Genomic DNA, 18,388 nt, shown 5'->3' on the forward strand with positions numbered 1-18,388 from the left:
AGTCGCTCGTTGGCGCCCGACAACCCGCATGTGTCGATGCCGTTCACCACAGCAGGGGGCCGGCGGGGGTACCGGGGCACGCCCGGGGTACTCAAGAGGTCTGGCAGCGTGACGAGAGGGACGCATGACAGCACTTCAGGCGCACGAGCTCGTCCGGCCCGACGCGACGATCCAGTACTGGACCGGGGGAACCGCCGACGGACCCACCGTCGTCCTTCTCCACGGCGCCACGATGGACCACCGCGCGTGGGCTCCGCAGGTCGACGCCGTGGCGGAGCGTTTCCACCTCGTCCTCCCCGACCTGCGGTCCCACGGCACCTCGACCGGCGAGTTCGACTTCGACGCCGCGGTCGACGACGTCGTCGCCCTGCTCGACGAGCTCACCGCCCCGCAGGTGGTGCTGGTCGGGCTCAGCCTGGGCGCGAACATCGCCCAGGCCGTGCTGTACCGCGACCCGGCCCGCGTGAGCGCCGTGGTGCTCGCTGACGCCACCTGCAACACCGCGGCACGTCAACCGTTGGCCGCAGCGATGACCGTCGCCATGCTGAACGCGCAGGCGATGTTCACCGGCGACGGTTTCGCCCATCACGCCGCGAACCTGACCGCGACCGACCCCGGCGCGCGGGCCTACGTCCTCGCCGTGAACGCGCACCGCTCCAACAAGGAGACGGTCGCCATCCTCTCCTCGCTGCTCACGAGCGCCCTGCAGCCCGATCCGGACTACCGGCTGCCGGTACCCGCACTGCTCGTCCACGGCGACCGCGACGCCATCGGGGACATCGCCACCAGCACGCGCGCCTGGGCGCAGAGCGAGCCCCTCGCCGAGTACGCCGTGATCCCTTCAGCCGGGCACGCGAGCAATCTCGACAACCCCGAGAAGTTCACCGCCGTCCTGCTCGCCTTCCTGGACCGGGTGGCGTCGACTCCCCCGCTCGCCGATGTGGGACGCGAGGGTCAGACCGGCACGTCGTAGCTCTCACCGGACCAGGGCCTCCAGCAGACCCAGCGCGCGGTCGGTTCCGTTCTCGCCCGCCATCGCGCGGCCGACGGCGGCCGACGCGTCGCGCATCCCACCGGCCTCGTCGAGGGCGTGCCGCAACCGCGCCGTCGTCAACCGCCTTGGCCGGATCGCGGGCGGTGCGATGCCGCGCCGGTGCAGCACGCCCGCCCAGAACGGCTGGTCCGCCAGGAACGGCACGACGACCGACGGGACTCCGGCACGCGCGACGGCATGCACGGTTCCGGCTCCGCCGTGGTGCAGCGCGACCTGCGCGTGCGGCAGGACGGCGGCGTGGTCGACCGTGCGGACCGCGAGCACGTCGGAACCCGCCGACGCCGCCGGCAGGACGAGCCCGCCCCAACCGGTCGCGACGAGAACACGCAGGCCCGCGTCGCGCGCGGCACGCACGATCGTCGACGCCCGCGCGACGGGGTCACCGGTCGCCATCGACCCCAGCCCGGCGTAGAGGAACGTTCCGCCGGCGATGAACGCCTCGACCTCCGGATCCGGCGTCGCTATGCGGCGGCCGATCCACGGTCCAGTGAGCTGGACGTTCGCGGGCCAGTCCGGCGGCCGCGGCACGAGGTGCTCGCTGATCGGTATCAGCGTCGCGTCCGCCTCGGGCATCCGTCGGACGGGTTCGACGCCCGCGGTGCGCGCGGCGTCGGCGAGCTCGGCCGCGAACATCCGGCTGCCGGCCGCGGCCGCCACGTAGGTGGCCCGGTTGAGGGGACCTAACGAGAAGGGGAGGACGCCCGGGGCCGGGAATGCGCGCGTCGGGGTCACCACCGGCGTGGGCGCGGCCATGACGTAAGGGATCCCGAGCCGGCGTGCAGCGAGCGGTGCCGAGAGCACCTTCGGATGGGCGACGACGAGGTCGGGGACGTACTCGAGCGTCTGCCGGACCGCGGTGACGAGCAGCGTGCGCATGACGGCACGCATCCCGCGGAAGGCCGCGAGCGGGGAGACGCCCTGCTCGGCGATCAAGCGGGCGAAGTCGACGCCCAGGCTCGCGGTGTCGAAACCCGAGACGTCGACGTCGCTGTGATCGGGCAGGCCGAGGCGCACCTCGTGGCCGCGATCCTGTGCGGCCCGGGCCAGCGCGGCGAACGGCTCGACGTCGCCGCGGGACCCGGCCGTCAGCAACTGGAGGCGCACCGGTGCATCATTCCTCCTCGTTTGCGCAGATCATGAGGGTGTCCGCGACGACCTCCCGCCCCTACGCTGACGATCGACATCATCTCGACGATCACGGGGAGACGGCGTGCCGAAGCCGACGATTGTGTTGGTCCATGGAGCATGGGCCGACGGGTCCAGCTGGAACGCCGTCGCGGGCGCGCTGCGGGGCCAGGGCTTCCCCGTGTTCACCCCACCGAACCTGCTGCGCGGGGTGGCGATCGACGCGCCGTACATCTCGTCGTTCGTCGCGCAGCGCACGAGCGGTCCCGTCGTCCTGGTCGGGCACTCCTACGGCGGCTTCGTCATCACCAACGCCGCGACCGGCGGCGGCGACGTGCGGGCACTCGTCTACGTCGACGCCTTCGCCCCCGACAAGGGCGAGACGGTCTTCCAGATCCTGGGCCCGTCCGGCTCGGCGCTCGCCGTGCCCGACCCGACCACGGTCCTCGACCTCGTCGGCTACCCGGGCGCACCCGAGGGCGACGTCGAGGCGTTCCTGAAGGCCGACACCGTGCACAACTCCTTCGCGCAGGACCTCCCCGAGGCAGACCGCTGGTTGATCGTGGAGAGCCAGCGGCCGATCACCCTGGGCGCGAACACCACGCCGTCGGGTGACCCGGGTTGGTCGTCGCTGCCGAGCTGGGCCGTCGTGGGCACCGAGGACCGGGTCATTCCCCCCGGCGCGCAGCGGAGCATGGCCGAGCGCGCGGGGGCGACGATCACGGAGGTCGCCGGCTCCCACGTGTCGATGGTGTCGAACCCTCAGGTCACGATCGACGCGATCCTCGCCGCAGCCGCCTCCGTCGGCGACTGACGCGTACCGCAAGTGGTCGATCGTCCGTCTGAGCCGTTTCCTCAACGGAGAGTGTGGCCGCTCACGACACGGTACCCGACGTCGGCCAGCCAGGCCCGGGCCCGACCCCGCTTGCGTTCGCCCGCGAACTCGAACCACCGGGTCAGCTCGTCCTCCGACTCGCGGTCGAGCGTGTCAGCAAAGCGGCGGAAGGCACCGCGGCCGCGGATCGCGTCGTTGAGCCGGTCCCCGAGTCGCTGGTCGGGGAGGGTAACGATGAAGTCGGCCATGTCCCGGTAGCCGTCGCGCGAGTCGCCGTCAACCCAGCGGAAGCGGTCGGCGTCATCGAAATCCGGTGTCTCGACGTCCACTCCGTCCTCTTGCGCGTACTCCACGGCAGGGCGGGTCCACACCTCACCGGTGCGCAGGTCCAGCGCGCCACCCGCGGTCAGCGGGTCGCCCTCGAGGATCTCGCTCAGCTCCTCCAGGTTCACGGGAAGCGGCCGCAACAACGGGGTGGGGCCGGTTCCCGCCAACCCGTCGAGTTGGTCGGCCAGCTCGGCGTCACCGATCCAGTCCCGGTCCCGCAGCGACGCGATGCAGTCGACGGCGAGCGGACCTGCGCCGTCGACGTGTTGGCTGAGCGCGGTCGCGACGCCGTCCCCAGCGAGCTGCCAGGGCACGTCACCCTCGGTCCAGAGGAGCTTCACGACCGCAACCCCGTCCCCGCGGTACACGGCACCCCTCAGCTGCCGGGTCAGTTCCCGCCGGTCCACCTCCGTCACCAGGCCGGCTCGCGCGTCCACAGGTCCGCCAGCGCCGTCGCCCGTGGAAGCAGGGTGCGGGCAGACGGGCCCGCCTCCCACGTCCTCCAGTCCCCCGCGAGCAGGTCGAGCGCCCGCAGTTCGGCAGACACCTGGCCTAGCACCCGTCGGTAATCGGCGGCGGCCATAGGACGCCCCTCGACCGCCCAGCCGTCACCCACCAGCGGCACCACCCGACGGGTCAGCTCGTCGGGTGGGAGCGGGCCGGATGCCGCCAGGACCGCGGCCGCGAAGCCGCCCAGGATGCTGGTGAAACCCTCGGGCTCGAACCAGGTGCGCAGACGGCGGACGACCTCGCGGTCGTCCGCGGCGGCCCGGGTCGGGCGCAACACCCCGTTCGCCAACCGGGCCAGACCGACCTTGCGCACGATGTCGTGCAGGACGGCCAGCGGGTACAGGTCCTCCTCGATGGACGCGGGCCGATCCAGCGAATACCACTCGGGGCGCCGCTCCTGCACCGCCCGGACGACCGAACGCGGCAGCCGCCCGCCCGGAGTCAGCTTCACCCCTCCCGCGAGCAGGTCGAGAAGAAGCCGGACGCTCTCCGGCGCCTCACCGACCGTCTGCCGAACCAACACGTCCGTGGCCTCGCGGTCGAACGAGGGCAGTTCACCAACCCATTTCCGCAGCTGGTCGGGCTCCTCATGACGAGGATCGGCCAGCACCTCGCGCAGGTGCTCGTATCCGGGCGCGCCGCCGCAGTCCTCCGGCGGGCAGCCACCCGTGCCGCCCACGCAGCCGGGGGTCTCCGCACCCCGCCCGATGACCTCGACGTCGTGTTCCCAGCTGTCGCCGAAGTCGTAGAGGTACTCGAACCGAGCGGGCAGGTCTCGGAGCCGGACCGCGGCCTCGTCCTGGACCTGCAGGTCGCCCCAGTCCGGATCCGGCACGCCGTAGCGCACATCATCGGCTGTGAACTGGTGCAGGTGGCTGTCCGTCCAACCGAGCCCAGCCTGGAGCAGACCATGCAGTTCCCCCAGCGTCACGTCCGCGGGAACGTCGATCACGCGGACGACGGCCGGCTCGACGTCTCGCATGGTGATCCGGAGACGGGTGGTCCGCATGCCCGGACGGTACCGCCGTCGAGCGACCGTCCGTGCCTCCGACTCGCTCGAGCGACACTTCACTGCGCCGCAGCCAGCTGCACCAAAGCTTGTCGGCGCGGTCGTTGCTCGGAATCCAACCATCTCGGAGGAATGAACTCCGGCAGCCCGTCGCGGATCCGCACGATCCATTCCGTGGAATGTGTCTGCCGATGATGAACTCGGCACAGGGCCACCAGGTTGGCGAGCTTGGTCTCGCCCCCGAACTCCCACTCCCGGATGTGGTGGATCTCCACCCAGGACATCGGCCGGTCGCATCCCGGGTGCGCGCATCCGCGATCCCGCGCGGCCACCGCCCGGCGTAGCCCATCGGGGACGGTGCGGGTGATCCGCCCGACGTCGAGCGGCTGACCCTTACCGTTCATCACGATCGGCACCACTGCCGCATCGCAACACAGCATCCGCAACGACTCCGGCGCGACCGGCCCGCCGAAGTCAAGACACGCCGCGCGGGCCCGATTCTCCAGGTCCTCGAGCCCGATCAGCACGTTCACATGCGGGCGGCGTCCGCCGCACTCCGGGACGTCGCCGTGGTCGAGCACGTACCCGCACACGTCGGCCAGGGCCTCGGCCTGCCGCTCGCCCGCACTGCGGTCGTCGTCAGCGGTCAGCGGCTTGGCGTGGGCGTCGATCACCGCGGCGATCGCCTCGAACATCGCGGCATCGTCGAAGCGGCCCTTGAGCTTCCCGCCACCGTCGGGTAGGCGGGTCAGCAGCAGTTCGTTGACGAGGACTGGTGGCCGGTTGTCGGGTGCCTCGCCGTCCTGATCCAGCAGGTCGATCAGGGCCTTGCCCCACTTGTGCAACTCCGTCGGGGTGTAGTCGCCCGCCCAACCGGCGAGCTGAGCTTCGGCGTCGATCCACTGCTGGGGCGACAGCCGTACAGCAGCCTTCGAGCCGAGCAACCGCGCGATCACCTCGACGTGCCGCAGCCCGGTCCTGCCCGCTGCGAACACCTCAGCCGTCGCCGGAAGCCGAGCCGGCAATGGGCTGCCGTCCAGCCCGACCCGCGACACCACCTGCTCCGCAGCCGTCGTCCGGCGGTGGGCCTCGAATCGCTCCCAGCCCACCAGGTCGCTCAACGCCTGCGTGGGGGATTTGTAGCCGCGCTCGGCGAACACCCCGTCGCGGTCCAGCCCCGCCACGGTGGCCACGGTGACCTGATCCAGTTGCCGCGCCACGGTCTCGCACAACCGCGGCACCGACACCCTCTCCGCCGTGCTGCCCGCATGAGCCACGCCGCGCAGCGCCTCCAGCGCCTGCGCGAACAGGTTCTGCGCAGTAGCCAACGGGCTCTCGGTCACGCGCTCATTATCGCGAGCAGCACCGACAAAACTGCGCCGTTCGCCGCCATCGTCCACATGATTTTTAGCAATGTGCAGGACGCCGTTGACGGTTGACGGCGATCTCGAAAACGAACAATGGACGGTGGACGTAAGCCACACCGCCACCCAGCGTTACTCATCAGTGGTGACGAACTCCGCCCGGACCCCGACCAACCGGACGGGCCGCCGGCGCGTGAACCGGTCGAGAACGTCGAGCACAGTCGCCTCGATCGTCGCCGCATCGCTGGTCGGCTCGGCGAGGGTGGCGCTGCGGGTGCGGGTGGTGAACGGCGCGAACCGCACCTTGACGCCGACCCGCGCGGCCGGCCTGCCCTCGGCCACGACATCGGCGGCAACCTTCCGGGCGAGGTCGGCCGCGGCGGCGCGGACGTCGGCCCAGTCGGTGAGGTCGGCCGCGAAGGTCTCCTCGCGACCGCGCGACCGCGCCAGCCACGGCTCGCCCCGCACCTGGACCCGGCTCAGCCCGCGGCCGAGCTGCACATACCAAGGGCCGAGCGACGGCCCCAGGTCCGCTGCGAGCGCAGCCGGCTCACCGTTCGCCAGCTCGCGGACCGTGTGCAAGCCGCGCTCGGCCAGCTTGGCCGCGGTCTTGGCACCGATCCCCCACAGTGCCCGTGTCGGCCGGTCGCCCATCACGACGTCCCAGTTCTGCGCGGTCAGGCTGAAGGTGCCCGTGCCGACGGCCCCCGCCCCGCCGTCGTCCCGGGCGGGCGGCTTCGCGAACTCGGTCGCGATCTTGGCACGCAGGAGGTTGTCGCCGATGCCGACGCAGCAGGTGAGCTGCGTCTGCTCGGGCACCTCCTCCCGGATCCTCCGGGCGAGGCCCTCGGGGTCGTCGGTCGTCGCCCCGACGAACGCCTCGTCCCAGCCCATCACCTCGACGACGGCGCCGTCGGTCGGCCCGAAGCCACGGAGGACGGCCATGACCCCCTCGGACGCCGCCTCGTAGGCCGGGTTGTCGGCCGGGAGGAAGACGGCGTCGGGGCAGCGGCGGACGGCGGTGCGCAGCGGCATGCCGGAGTGGACGCCGAACTCGCGGGCGGCGTAGGAGGCGGTGGCGACGACCCCACGGCGGGTGGGGTCGCCATGGCCACCGACGACGACAGGGCGACCGGCCAGCTCGGGGTGGCGGAGCAGCTCGACGGCGGCGATGAACTGATCCAGGTCGACGTGGAGGACCCAGTACACGTGCAGTAGTTCACCGCAGGCGCGGGAGGCAGGCCAGGTGTCAACCGCCCAGATCCGAACGCGCGCCGAGCGTGTCGAGGACGTGGTCGTGGTCCTCCGATCCCGGCCAGAGCGTTTCCAGTCGACGGAACTCCGCGTCGTGGTCACTTCATCCGCCCGCCCTGACGAGTCGGAGTGACACACCGTCATCACCATGTGTGTCATGAGGCTGCCTGAGGCGGCCAGGTGATCACGTCTAAGCGATCTAGGAGGGGAAACGTGGAGCCGCCTTGGGGAGTCGAACCCCAGACCTACGCATTACGAGTGAGTAGCACGTTGACCGCGCCGTGCGCACCGAGTCCATCCACGCACGTCGAGAGGCACACGGGCCTCACCGCGTCCCACGGTAGGACTGCATTTGAGGCCACGAAGGAGGCCACGACGATGCGTCGGTCACCTTCCCGGCCGTGCAGGGCAGGCGCGGTGCACCGGGCGTGCAGGCAGGACCGCGGGGGCAAGGCGTGATGATTGAAGGGGAAGCTCGACGGCGACGCGATACCCCCGGTGATCCCGAACCTCGGCACGTATTCGGCACGGGAGGCGATCGGTGCCTGTCAAGGGCCGCCTCCGCGCTGGCTGATCGACTTCGGCACCGGTCAGGGCGACCCCTCTACGGTCCGCTATCAGCCGGCCTTTGACCTGAGGCGGAGCTACGAATTCCTTCGGCGTCCGCGCATAGTTCGCGGCGCCCACTCCCCCTGTTCCCTCGTCCTGGCCGCATTGCTCGTCGCGGTGCCGGGGGCAAGGGTGGCGCTTGCGTCATCGCGTGAGCGACGCCGAAGGCGCCCTTGCGGCCGGCACCGCGGCGTGGACAACCAGGCTCTTCGACTTTAGGCGGGCACCGTCGGGGTTCTCGCTGACAATCGGCGGGTGTGCCGGGTGCAGTGCAACCGTACCCGGCGCCGGTAGTTGTCCCGGTTCCGAAAGCCGCAGGCGGCTCGTTTCACCTGCTTGATCAACCGGTTCGTGCCCTCGGTGCGGGCGTTGGTCAGCCCGGTGCTCAGGAACACCTCGATGGCCGGCCACCAGGTCTCGATCGTCTCGGCGAGGGTGGTGAGCTCGGGGATCTGCGCGTCGGCGCACCACTGGTAGAACGCCCAGAGCCGGTCACGGATCTCGTGGCGGTGCCCGCCGCGGGTGGCGGTCGCGCACAGCTCTCGGAGTTCCTCCTTCGCGATCCACGCCGACAGGATCTGCCCGGTCGGGTCGTGGTCGATGCAGCCGTTCCACATTCGCGCGAGGGCACGCTCGGAGAGGTGTTCCCGGCCGCGGAGCAGCAGCCGCCGGTTGGCCCAGGTGGGGTCGGTGTTGCGGCCGCGACGATCAAGCAGGTCGCGGGTGACCCGCTGGCGCACCGCGGTGACCGTCTTGTTGGCCAGCATGACCAGGTGGAAGTGGTCCACCGCGATGACTGCGTGGGGCAGGGCCGCGCGCACGGCCGCGGCGTAGCCGGCGTGCGGGTCGATCACCACCACCTCGATCCCGGCTCGGAACGCCGCCGTCCGCTGCGTCAGCCAGGCCTGCACCGCGGCGCTGGTCCGGCCGTCGACCTGCCCCAACAGGGCCTGCGAGCCGGTAATGTCGACGAACCCGGTTTCCCACGGATCCGTGCGCTTCCATCGCACCCGGCCATCCTCGTCGGGGACCGTCGTGGTGCCCGTCGGGCAGCCACCGCGGCCGGCCGAACCGGGTCTCGTCCATCCCCAGCACCGTCGTCGGCTCCGGCTCGACCAACTCGACCGCGCCGTGCACGACGACCGCCCGTTGCACCGTCGGCCACGACACCCGATGCGCAGCAGCGACCTCGGACTGGTCCCGGCCGTCCTCCACCGCGGCCGCGAGCGCTGCCCGCAGCCGAGTGGTGGTGCGCATCCCGGCCGGCACCTGGGCGACCTGCTCGGTGAACGTCTGCCGGTCACAGTCCACATTGCGGCACCGCCAGCGCCGCTTACGCCACAACACGACCGCGAACCCACCGCCGCACGGCAGGTCCCGTGGACGGGTCAGCACCCAGTCCTTGCCCGACGTCGACTCCGTCGCGCAGGCCGGGCACCGGGCCGCGTCGAGATCATCAGTGACCAGCTGAACGATCTTGCCCCCGACCGCGGTGCGCACGACACGCTCCACCGCCAGGCCCTCGAGCCCCAATAGACACGACGCATCATCGCTACGGTCAACCACGGCCCGTGGCTCTCCTCTCGCTGCTCCTGAACACAGCGAGGATCAAGGAGCCGCGGGCCGCCCTCGTTCAGACGCGCCGCACGGGCCCAACCCCAGGTTGCCCGGTCAAGATCGAAGAGCCGACAATCACCGGCCGAGGGGACAGCGCGACTCGTCTCGCTAGGCCCCCTCCATACGGATCTGCCGAGTGTCGGCGCGCAGCGCCAGTGAAGAGGTTGGCGTATGCGACGGAACGCGCCGGTGGCGTGGGCTGTCGCTGCTGCCCTGGTCGCAGTCGCGGGCGGGTTGCTGACCAACCTGGTGACGTCGGAGTCACCGTCGCCTGGGCTGGTGACCGCGTTCGTGATGTTCGCTGTAGCGGGCGTGGTATTGGCGGGGCAGCAGGCTGCGATCTCTGGTCGGGAGAGTAGGGACGAGTTGCGCCAGCGGCGAGCTGAGGTTCTTACACCGGTTCCTCCGCCTGCGGCGTGGGAGGGCCGCCCGGAGTTGCCTGCGCTGCTCGCTGCTCAGTCGCGGTTGTCGCCGTTCTCGGGTCGTTCGAACCAGGTCAAGGAACTGCTGGCGTGGTGTGAGGATCCGGACGGGAAACGTGTGCACCTGGTGACGGGTGTAAGCGGAGTCGGAAAGACGCGGTTGGCGATCGAGGCGGCGGCGCAGTTGCCGCCGGCGTGGGCGGCGGGGTTTGCGGTACGGGACCGGGTCGGGCAGCTCGTGGCGACCGTGGTGGCGTGCCAGGAGCCGACCTTGGTCATTGTCGACGACGCGGACACGGTGCCCGATGTCGCAGAGTTGCTCGACCAAGTGCAGCGCCACGAGGGCGAGCCACGGATGCGAGTGCTATTGGTGGTGCGCGATGCAGCCGCGTTCACGGCGTGGGTCGCCCATCACGGTTCCGGGCGGGTCGCTCAGACCTGGGACGCGGAAGCGATAACGTCGATCGAGCCGGTCGGCGAGAAGGGCGACCGCAAGCAGTGGTTCGCCGCGGCACTCGGCGCCTACGCTGCGGCGCTTAGGTTGGATCCGGTGCAGCTGACCCGTGCCGATCTCGGCGACGTCGGTCTAGCGGGCGAGCCGATGCTGGTGACCTGTGTGCGCGCGGCGCTAGCGGCCCTAGATGGCGCATCCCGCGTTGCGATCAATGCAGTCCGGCAGGCGGGGACCGACGCGCTGGCCGACCACCTGATGGAGCATGAGATGCGCCGCTGGAGCGCTGCGGCCACCGACCCGCGCTGGGGTGTGCAGGCACCGGGCGTAACAGATGAGGGGCGGGCGGACGCCGTCCTCGCACTAATGGTGAGCGGCGCAACGACGCCCGTGTTGGGGATCGCGGTACTGAGGCGGGTACCCCGCTTGAGTGACCAGCCGCAGGGCATGCTGGACGCGTTGGTCGCCTGGACCTGCCATCTCTACCCGGCATCGGCGGGGTTCACCGGTTCCGCGGCGCTAGTAGTCCCGCAGCCGGAGTTCCTAGCTGCGGCGCTGGTCGCCCGCTGCGCTAATCAGGATCGGGTTGACTTAGTTGCCGCGGCACTGAGCATTGACTCGGGCGGTCGCAGCGTTGTGTTTGCCCCGCTGGTGCGTGCGGCCGTTTGGTTCCCGGCTGCCGCCAGGCTAGTGGTGGAAGTTCTTGAACAGAACCCGGCCTGGCTCGGGGCCGCCATTGAGGCGACCTCGCTAGCCGGTCCGCGAGCCTGCCTCGTGCTCGGTGCACATCTGGCGCAACTGACCACCGCCACGGCCGTCGGGCATAAGGAAGCCACACGCCTGCTCCTCATCGTTGAGGGTGCGGGACTCGGTCGTGTCGTCGTCGCGCTGCATCGCGTGGCGGTCGCCGGCGCTCGGGCCAACGTCAGGAATGAGCCCACAGCTGAAAACCGTGCCAACCTCGCCCGATCGCTGTACGGCCTCGGCAACAGCCTGCGGGCGGTGGGTGAGTACCGCGACGCCCTCACCATCGCCCGGGAGGCGGTCGCGCTCCGCCGGGAGCTGGCCGCCGCCCAACCCGCCCACTACACCGCCGACCTCGCCGCATCGCTGAACGGCCTCGGCGCCAGCCTCTCGGACGTGGGTGAGTACCGCGACGCCCTCACCACCTTGCGGGAGGCAGTCGCCCTGCGCCGGGAGCTGGCCGCCGCCCAACCCGCCCACTACTGCCCCGACCTTGCCGCATCGCTGAACGGCCTCGGCGTCGGCTTGTGGGTGGTGGGTCAGTACCGCGCGGCCCTCAGCACCTTCCGGGAGGCGGTCGCGCTCTACCGGGAGCTTGCCGCCGCCCAACCCGCCTACTACACCGCCGACCTCGCCCTATCGCTGAACGGCCTCGGCGCCAGCCTCTTGGACGTGGGTGAGTACCGCGACGCCCTCACCACCGCCCGGGAGGCGGTCGCGCTCTACCGGGAGCTGGCCGCCGCCCAACCCGCCCACTACACCGCCGACCTCGCCAGATCGCTGAACGGCCTCAGCAACAGCCTGCACGAGGTGGGTGAGTACCGCGACGCCCTCGCCATCCTGCGGGAGGCGGTCGCCCTGCGCCGGGAGCTGGCCGCCGCCGAACCCGACCGCTACACCCCCGACCTCGCCCTATCGCTGTGCAACGTCGGCATCAGCCTGCGGGCGGTGGGTGAGTACCGCGACGCCCTCACCACCGACCGGGAGGCGGTCGCGCTGCGCCGGAAGGTGGCCGAAGCCGACCCCGCCCGCTACACCCCCGACCTCGCCGAATCTCTAGCAGGTCTCGGCAACAGCCTGCGGGCGGTGGGTGAGTACCGCGACGCCCTAATCACGGCCCGGGAGGCGATCGCGCTCTACCGAGAGCTGGCCGCCTCCCAACCCGTCCGCTACACCCCTGACCTCGCCGAGTCTCTGCACGGCCTCGGCGCCAGCTTTTGGGCGGTGGGTGAGTACCGCGAGGCCGTCACCACCCTCCGGGAGGCGGCCGCGCTCTACCGAGAGCTGGCCGCCGTCGAACCCGCCCGCTACACCGCCGACCTCGCCCTATCGCTGAATGCCCTCGGCGTCACTCTGCGGGAGACGGGTGAACTGCACGAGGGGTTGTCGGCCGCCGCCGAAGCGGTCGCCTGGTGGGGGCGCTTGAACCGGATGTGTCCAGCCGAGCCCGCCGAGCGTTATAAGGCTGCGCAACGCGACCTTGCCCGACTGTTTTCCGAGGCGGGTGAACAGGTGGGTGCCGCGGTACTTGCCGAGCAGGAGGCTGCGCGACGCATGCCAGCAGACGATCCGACGCATGCAACGGACTGATCGATCGATCATAAAGCCTCGTCGCTCCAGTGGTTGGCAAGCCAGCCCCGCCGGCCGCGCACGGGCCGGAGGCAGGAGTGCGCGAGCCGAGCGGGGCCAGCGTAGCGGGCCCGCGCCGTCGAAGGCTGCGCCTTGATCTTTGGAGAGAGTGATTCAGCAAGCAGCGGATTAAAAGGGAACGCGTAGCACCCTCGCACAGCCGCCACCTGCGACAACAGTTGCACCGCTGGCCACACCGCGACGCACAACCAGCATGATTTAGCCATAGTTCGCGTCACGGAGCGCGTCACGGAGCTTGCACTGCAGAGAGCCTTCGCCACCGTCGGTCGCGTCCTGCGCAACGGATCACCAACCGGTCGCGAGGCTCGATCTTGCCCTCCCCTAACAAGATCGACCACGGCCCGCTGACCAGCATTTAGGCCTGCGAGCCCTCTAGATCTTGCGCGAGTGGCGCTCAGCGCGCAGCAGGCGGCCGAGTTCTCGGACCAGTTCGCTGGGAACGTCGAGCATGCAGGATAAGCGATCACGCGGGGTCCTTGGCCACAATCGATCTCGTGCCGAGAACTCCTACCGAGGACCCCGCTCCCTCCAACCACCAACGTTCTAATCGCCAGTTATGGGCGTATCGGAGCCGCCACAAGCGTCGATCTTGCTTGGATTAGGTCACTGGCGACACGGCCTGCGGAGAGCCGGGCCCGGCCCAGGTCCGCCCGCTGCGCTGGGGTTCACCCGCGCTGGAGAGCATCGGAGAGATGCGCACCGGCCCGGTCGGGGGCGCGGCATGACCCCGCTGGCTGGCGGATCGGCGGGTCGGCCGCGGCCGAACACCTCCTGAATCGCCACAGCTCGACCTACACTCGGGCTATGCAGGAGATGCGGGAGGCCGACGAGAGCCCGGACGACACCGCCGGCCTGCGACGTCGATTCGCTCGGGACGGATATCTCCTGATCCGCAATCTGATCGGAAGGAATATCGCCGGGGCCATCGCGGAGGACGCCCTATCGACGATGCGAGATGGCCGGTACGTCGCCGGTGAAGGCGAAAGCCACCACGCGGTCGAACTTCCGGAAGGAGCCGCGGAGCGCACGTTATCCGGAGCGCTACAAAGGATCGAACTGCTGCACGAGCTCGGTTGGCATCCGCGCATCCGCGAACTGGCGACCGCCCTGCTGGGCCCCAGAGCGTACGTCCAGCCGAAGAAGGTATTGGAAGCCCTGTTCCCCGCGCGACTCGGCGACGAGTCACTCCACGTCCACCGCGACAACCTCGGCGGACCGTGGTGTCGCGATATGATCACGTTCCGCGTGGCCTTGAGAGAGGCCACGCAGGAAACGGGCAGCGTTGCCGTTCTCGGCGGATCACACGACTACCACCACTGCTCACCGCGGGCGGCAGGCGACGTACCGAACTCACACTGCCGACTTCCGGAGTACGCATCGCCCGAGTGGGTCGTCCCGACACTCTCGCCCGGCGATGTTGTGCTGTTCCACTGCTACACTGCGCACAAGGTACTGTCCAACGGATCCGATCGGGTTCAGCTCTCCGCCGAATACCGCTGGCAATCGGATGACCACCCCGTGCATATCAGCGCGCTGCTCCCCTACCGCTACTTCTCAGACCACCCCGACATCCCGGGTTGGAACGAACTCACCGTCGGTTGGCGGGACCCGCGCTGGTGCGCGTACCCCGACACCGTCGAGACGATCTACTCCCGATGGCCGGACGGAATGTCCGGGAGCGTTCCTCCGTCCCAACTGTTCGCCCTGTCCCCCCACGCCCGGGAGCACTGGCGCCCAGAGATCGTGGAGTCCGACCTGTACCGGACGACCCCTTTCGAGCTGCCAGGGACATTCCGGGCCGGCCAACCGCCGATGCCCTCCTTCAACTCGGGCCGGTAGCACGGCGACTCGCAGACATTCGCCCGGTCATCACCGGCTGTCGCCACTACCACCGATCGCTCCGCGCGCCTGCCGATCGGCGAGCTTTGAGATGTTGCACTCAGCGACGTCGTCAAGCGTCAAATTGAAGTAGTCCGCTATGACGGTGATGTACCACAAGGTATCGCCGAGTTCCTTCTTGATGTCGTCAGCGTCCCATTGGGAGAAGTCACTCCCCTTATCGCGAACAATCTTCTTGGCCTTTTCGGCTATCTCTCCCGTCTCCCCCACGAGCCCGAGCAGGAGGTGAAACAACTCGTTGTATTTATCTCGCGAAGCCGCAGTGCGAAGCGCCGCCTGCTGGTAGTCGCTCATGATCATAAGCTGATAATACCGCGACGGCCTTGATCAGCCGTTGCGACCCCACGTCGGTCACCGACGCCAGCTCACCGGTCCTCGCCTTCACCGCGAACGACTCCTCCGAGAACCTGACGGAGCCACACGACCACTTCCTCGACGGTCGCCGTAAGGGACTCGTTCTCCACGTGGGCAAGCGGTAGACCGTACCGGCGCGCCACAAGCATGGCCTCATTCCGGTTGACCGCTTGTTGGCTCTCGATCTCCGCCGGCAAGCCGCCGGGACGAGAACGGGTCGTGTCGGCCCGTCGCCGCCGCGCGATCGTGGCCGCTTCGGCCTCGAGCACGAGAAGCGCCACCGGCGCGTACTGTCCGATACGATCACGAGAGAACGTCCTGATCCGGCCCCGGTGGACGACGCTCAGGTGGTTCTCAAGGAGCACCAGGCGGTTCATGTCGCGGCTACGCGGGCCGAACAGGTCGGGTAGGAGCGAAGCCACCGCGTCGTAGAGGGCAACGCGCCTGTTCCACGACCAGTTTGCGACATCATCCCTGTCCCAAGAGCCAGGATCGACCCGGAGCATGAGATCCGCGTAGTTGAACGATTCGATGCCGAGCACGTCGCCGACTGCACGCACCACGGTCGACTTGCCCACCCCCTGGACGCCGGTCACGAGAATCGATCGCACGGCCCCATCCTCCAGCGCGTTCGTCCGCCATCTCTGGAGAGGCTCACCCACCGAGGACGATCCCGGCGACCGTGACGCGCGCGGTAGCGGCCTTGACCGCGCGACGCAGCGCTCGCCGTCGCGATTGTCCGTCGAGCACCGAGGCGAGAAAAGTCCCGCTGAACGTGTCGCCGGCGCCTGTCACCTCGACGGCCTCCACTCGCCGTACCGGAGCGCGAGCGACCAGCACTCCGTATTCGTACAGCGTGACGGGCCCGGGCCCATCGGTCACTGTGACGGCAGGCAAATCAGACGCACCGACAGTGCGGAGGAGCACGTCGTACTCTTTCGCATCGGTAAAGACGACGTCCGCTCGCGGCAGGAGCGCCGCCGTCGCGGCGATCATGTCGGCGGCGCTGGCGGCCACGAAGTCCACGCTGAAACGCTGACGGCGGTCGACCAGGGCGGTCAACACAGGTACCGGATCGAGTGGCCGGCGACAGCAGACGTGCACGAACTCATGTCGTGGCGCCTCGACGAGAGCATGCCGGGTGAGGTCCTCGGCGGCGCCGTACTCCTCCGCGAAGTCGATCAGCACGTGCTCGCGGCTGTAGCGCAGGGAGAACCGGCACGACGGTTTCGCCGTGACGGCGACACCACTGAGATCCAGCGGCTCCAGCAGCGGCGTGCGCATCGCGGCGGCCAGGTCGGCGCCGATGACAGAGATGGGCGCGGCACGCATCCCGGCCCGGGCAGCAGCGAGCGCGACATAGAGTGCCGCGCCGCCGAGGAGATGACGGCGGGGCCGTCCGGGATACTCGGTCAAATCACGGGAGATGTTGCCGATGACTCCCAGGCCTGCCACGGTGATACCACCAACATCTGGTCGAACTGATCATCTATTCCGGGCTCGGGGCACCACGGCTCGGTGGAGGATCCCATGTCCGAGAGCAGTCCGACAGTAGTAGGCCTGAACGTCGGCCACGACGGCGGATGCGCCGTTCTGGCGGATGGTGAAATCGTCGCGATCGCCGAAGAGCGATTAAACCGATCGCGCTACAGCGCCGGCTGGTTGTCGGCACTTCACTACTGCCTGCACGCCGTCCGCAAGTCTTTGGACGACGTCGATCTCGTCGTCTTCAGCTCCATCGGCGAGCGCCTCCCGACCGGGTTCGACGGCGGCCTAGATCGGTTCGGCCTGCGGCCGAACCGGACGATCACGGTCGATCACCATCTCTCGCACGCGTATTCGGCGTACTGCCTGTCGGACTTCAACAGCGCCGTCGTCGCCGTCCTCGACGGTGCCGGGAACGACGCCGCGACGGAGTCCTACTACTTCGCCACGGACGATGGCCTGACCACGATCGCGTCCACCGATGCCACCCGACCTCGAGCCGGTGGTATCGGAGCGACGTACGAAGCGTTTACCAACTACATCGGCTTCCACGAACAAGAAGCCGGTAAGACCATGGCCCTCGCCTCCTACGGCGATCCGGGTCGGTGGGGCCTGCCTTTGTTTGAGGTCGACGGACTTCGCGTCGAGGGTCGTCTGGGGACCACTCATGAACGCGGGGTCGTCGACCTGGCAGATCGTGAGAATCTCGATCTGGGAGCCCCGTACGAGGTCGACTCGCGGACGGCGATGGACCTGGCCGCGTGGGTCCAGTCAGAGACGGAGCGGGCGGTCACGCAGCTCGTCACGGAACTGGTCCGTCGAACCGGGGTGCGCTCCGTGTGCGTCGCAGGCGGCGTCGCGATGAACTGCGTGATGAACGAGCGCGTCCGCTCCTCCGCCGAAGTCGACCTGTTCGTTCCCCCGCCGGCGTCCGACCGCGGCCAAGCACTCGGCAATGTGCTGATCGGGTGTCACCGACTGACCGGGCGGTTGCACCGGCGCCCGCTCCGGCGCGACGAGTTTGGCAGGAGCTACGCCGAGGCGGAGATCCTCTCCGCGCTCCGCCGACACCCGCACCTCGTGCACCGGGAACGGCATCCCCGTGCTCCTTTCGCCTACGGAAAGGAGAGCGATCCGGCCCTGGTAGCAGCACAGCTGCTGGCAGAGGGCAAACTCGTCGCATGGTTCCAGGGCGGCAGCGAACTCGGCGCCCGAGCCCTGGGCAGCCGCAGCATCCTCGCCGACCCCCGGACGGCCGAATCCCGCGATCGACTCAACCGCGACGTGAAAAAGCGGGAGTGGTTTAGGCCATTCGCCCCAGCGGTAACGGCGGAAGCCGTGGACGAGTGGTTTCGCGCCGGTCCGGCACCGAACCCCTTCATGCTGTTCACTGCCACCGCGCGCGAGGAGAAGCGGCCACAACTTGAAGCGATTACCCACATCGACGGCTCGGCGCGACTCCAGTCGGTCACCTTGGCCGATCACCCACTATTCCACCGAGTGATCGACGGCTTCGGTCGGATCACGGGCGTCCCGGTATTACTCAATACATCGTTCAACGTGCACGAGCCGATCGTGGAGTCGCCGTCGGACGCGCTAGCGACCTTCCAGAGCACGGCCCTAGACGCGATGGTCATGGGGAACTACCTCGTGACCAAGAGGTAGCTCGAGGTCACACC

14 protein-coding genes and 1 pseudogene are annotated in these 18,388 nt (G+C 69.3%); 5 read left to right on the forward strand and 10 right to left on the reverse strand.

Annotated features, from left to right (window positions below):
• Positions 1-124 precede the first annotated feature (124 nt).
• Positions 125-973: an alpha/beta fold hydrolase gene (locus RM445_RS01045; protein ID WP_311554008.1), complete on the forward strand. Its 849-nt coding sequence runs from the start codon at positions 125-127 to the stop codon at positions 971-973.
• A gap of 3 nt (positions 974-976) precedes the next feature.
• Here the strand turns inward: RM445_RS01045 and RM445_RS01050 are convergent, their stop codons facing one another.
• Complete coding sequence (locus RM445_RS01050; protein ID WP_311554009.1) at positions 977-2,158, reverse strand: glycosyltransferase; 1,182 nt, start codon at positions 2,156-2,158, stop codon at positions 977-979.
• 106 nt (positions 2,159-2,264) lie between these two features.
• Between RM445_RS01050 and RM445_RS01055 the strand changes: the two genes are divergently transcribed.
• Positions 2,265-2,993 carry an alpha/beta fold hydrolase gene (locus tag RM445_RS01055; RefSeq protein WP_311554010.1) on the forward strand — a complete coding sequence of 243 codons (729 nt, stop codon included), beginning with the start codon at positions 2,265-2,267 and terminating at the stop codon, positions 2,991-2,993.
• Positions 2,994-3,034: 41 nt separating this feature from the next.
• On the opposite strand, the gene RM445_RS01060 is transcribed toward RM445_RS01055, so the two are convergent.
• From RM445_RS01060 to RM445_RS32250, 6 genes and pseudogenes are all read right to left on the reverse strand, one after another.
• A complete protein-coding gene (locus tag RM445_RS01060) occupies positions 3,035-3,682 on the reverse strand; it encodes a UPF0158 family protein (RefSeq protein ID WP_311554011.1) in 648 nt (215 codons plus the stop codon).
• A gap of 71 nt (positions 3,683-3,753) precedes the next feature.
• A complete protein-coding gene (locus RM445_RS01065; protein ID WP_311554012.1) occupies positions 3,754-4,860 on the reverse strand; it encodes a plasmid pRiA4b ORF-3 family protein in 1,107 nt (368 codons plus the stop codon).
• A 59-nt stretch (positions 4,861-4,919) separates the two neighbouring features.
• Positions 4,920-6,203 (reverse strand): HNH endonuclease signature motif containing protein, encoded by a 1,284-nt coding sequence (locus RM445_RS01070; RefSeq protein ID WP_311554013.1) that lies wholly within the window; start codon positions 6,201-6,203, stop codon positions 4,920-4,922.
• A 153-nt stretch (positions 6,204-6,356) separates the two neighbouring features.
• Positions 6,357-7,433 (reverse strand): DNA polymerase IV, encoded by a 1,077-nt coding sequence (locus tag RM445_RS01075; protein ID WP_311554014.1) that lies wholly within the window; start codon positions 7,431-7,433, stop codon positions 6,357-6,359.
• Positions 7,434-8,302: 869 nt separating this feature from the next.
• Positions 8,303-9,097 carry an ISL3 family transposase gene (locus tag RM445_RS01080; RefSeq protein WP_311554015.1) on the reverse strand — a complete coding sequence of 265 codons (795 nt, stop codon included), beginning with the start codon at positions 9,095-9,097 and terminating at the stop codon, positions 8,303-8,305.
• Between the two features lie 142 nt (positions 9,098-9,239).
• Positions 9,240-9,653, reverse strand: a pseudogene (locus RM445_RS32250) (transposase family protein); the annotation flags it as partial.
• Between the two features lie 330 nt (positions 9,654-9,983).
• Here RM445_RS32250 and RM445_RS01085 point away from each other — a divergent pair.
• Both RM445_RS01085 and RM445_RS01090 read left to right on the forward strand, forming a co-directional pair.
• Positions 9,984-12,911: a tetratricopeptide repeat protein gene (locus RM445_RS01085; RefSeq protein ID WP_311554016.1), complete on the forward strand. Its 2,928-nt coding sequence runs from the start codon at positions 9,984-9,986 to the stop codon at positions 12,909-12,911.
• An 864-nt stretch (positions 12,912-13,775) separates the two neighbouring features.
• Complete coding sequence (locus tag RM445_RS01090) at positions 13,776-14,810, forward strand: phytanoyl-CoA dioxygenase family protein (RefSeq protein WP_311554017.1); 1,035 nt, start codon at positions 13,776-13,778, stop codon at positions 14,808-14,810.
• Between the two features lie 30 nt (positions 14,811-14,840).
• On the opposite strand, the gene RM445_RS01095 is transcribed toward RM445_RS01090, so the two are convergent.
• The 3 genes from RM445_RS01095 to RM445_RS01105 form a co-directional block, all read right to left on the reverse strand.
• Positions 14,841-15,164 carry a nucleoside triphosphate pyrophosphohydrolase family protein gene (locus tag RM445_RS01095; protein ID WP_311554018.1) on the reverse strand — a complete coding sequence of 108 codons (324 nt, stop codon included), beginning with the start codon at positions 15,162-15,164 and terminating at the stop codon, positions 14,841-14,843.
• 71 nt (positions 15,165-15,235) lie between these two features.
• The gene (locus RM445_RS01100) at positions 15,236-15,886 is read right to left on the reverse strand and encodes an AAA family ATPase (RefSeq protein ID WP_311554019.1); all 651 of its coding nucleotides are present in this window, start codon (positions 15,884-15,886) and stop codon (positions 15,236-15,238) included.
• Positions 15,879-16,679, reverse strand: a complete 801-nt coding sequence (locus RM445_RS01105; RefSeq protein ID WP_311554020.1) for a carbohydrate kinase family protein — start codon at positions 16,677-16,679, stop codon at positions 15,879-15,881. The genes RM445_RS01100 and RM445_RS01105 overlap by 8 nt, the downstream gene beginning before the upstream one ends.
• Positions 16,680-16,754: 75 nt before the next feature.
• On the opposite strand from RM445_RS01105, the gene RM445_RS01110 reads away from it, so the two are divergent.
• Positions 16,755-18,374: a carbamoyltransferase family protein gene (locus tag RM445_RS01110; protein WP_311554021.1), complete on the forward strand. Its 1,620-nt coding sequence runs from the start codon at positions 16,755-16,757 to the stop codon at positions 18,372-18,374.
• Positions 18,375-18,388 lie beyond the last annotated feature (14 nt).

Source organism: Pseudonocardia charpentierae (assembly GCF_031845345.1).
In the GTDB taxonomy this organism is placed as follows: domain Bacteria; phylum Actinomycetota; class Actinomycetes; order Mycobacteriales; family Pseudonocardiaceae; genus Pseudonocardia; species Pseudonocardia charpentierae.

Coding starts and splice junctions, on each gene's coding strand:
- RM445_RS01065 (WP_311554012.1), bottom strand. CDS start 4,860: ATGCGGACCACCCGTCTCCGGATCACCATGCGAGACGTCGAGCCGGCC.
- RM445_RS01045 (WP_311554008.1), top strand. CDS start 125: ATGACAGCACTTCAGGCGCACGAGCTCGTCCGGCCCGACGCGACGATC.
- RM445_RS01110 (WP_311554021.1), top strand. CDS start 16,755: ATGTCCGAGAGCAGTCCGACAGTAGTAGGCCTGAACGTCGGCCACGAC.
- RM445_RS01095 (WP_311554018.1), bottom strand. CDS start 15,164: ATGAGCGACTACCAGCAGGCGGCGCTTCGCACTGCGGCTTCGCGAGAT.
- RM445_RS01090 (WP_311554017.1), top strand. CDS start 13,776: ATGCAGGAGATGCGGGAGGCCGACGAGAGCCCGGACGACACCGCCGGC.